Below are 1,000 nucleotides of genomic sequence, written 5' to 3' on the forward strand. Positions count from 1 at the left end.
GCTTCGCGACTGCTCCGTCGACCCTCGCCGCCACTCCAACGCGTCGCAGCACCCGTCGAGAGCAGGAAGCATTTTGAATGCAAGGAGCACAAGCGAGATTGTAAATACAAATCGTTTCTGCCATCCATCAAGCCCCGAGATCCCAATCAGCAAAAAACGCCCTCACAGCCTCTGAGAGCGATTTTTTACCTAACCCCCTAGGTTGGGCTTGGTAACAAGGCGTTTTCGCTCGGTAACAAGCAAATATCGCTCGGTAACAGGTAAATATCGCTCGGTAACAGGCGCTTTTCGCTCGGTAACAAGTTCAACCGGCCTAAAACCATTTACCCGAAAATCATTATTGAGCCGGTGAGGGGGATTAGCTCGCGAAGCGAGGTCTTTCCCCGAGCTGGCAACGCTTTTGTGAGCCTGTAACAGGGGTTGTAGCGTTTGTAACAACCCCTTTTTCGCTTGTAACAGGACAAATTGACGTTGTAACAGGGCAATATTTGCTTGTAACAGCGGCAAATCGCGATTTCACCAGGTGATTATGGAGCAAGGGCGCACTTAGGACTTGCAAGCAAGTCGTGCGGAGAGAGGGCAGGAAACGCATTTTGTCGGACAACTCGCTTGTGCTCCTTGTCTCCAAAATGCTTCCTGCCCTCTGGGAGCGCTGCGCGGCGTGTTTAAAGCGTTTTATCTGCGTTCGGTGCGCGCTTGTAGCGACGTTCCGAATCGTGCCAGTTAAAACCGAGTAAGTGAGGCTCATCGACGGCGGCGGGTGCACCGTCGGCAAGAATCAGATCTTCGTTGGTCTCGTCGCCCAGCTTCAAAACGTCTTTCAGCGTCCCGCCCGACGCTAAAAATCGCAATTTTGTGCGTTTGGCGTGTCAGCTCCAGAAACCAAGCGCTGTCGCTGGTCATGTCGGCGGGTTTGGTGGAATATTTCAGCGTTTCCGCCACGGCTGCGCGTAGCGCGTCCGCTTCATCTTGATTTTTCTTCGCCTTAACGGCTCGCACG

2 protein-coding genes are annotated in these 1,000 nt (G+C 53.2%); both read right to left on the minus strand.

The window, feature by feature from the left end; genetic code table 11:
• Positions 1-189 precede the first annotated feature (189 nt).
• Positions 190-507, minus strand: coding sequence for a hypothetical protein (locus DZ54_RS0117555; RefSeq protein ID WP_025675539.1), 318 nt, complete (start codon positions 505-507; stop codon positions 190-192).
• A 237-nt stretch (positions 508-744) separates the two neighbouring features.
• On the minus strand, positions 745-1,000 hold a 256-nt coding region (locus tag DZ54_RS24600), incomplete at its 5' end, for a protein rep (protein ID WP_164831632.1).

The sequence above is a fragment of the Salinivibrio socompensis S35 genome (genome assembly GCF_000513715.1).
GTDB lineage: Bacteria > Pseudomonadota > Gammaproteobacteria > Enterobacterales > Vibrionaceae > Salinivibrio > Salinivibrio socompensis.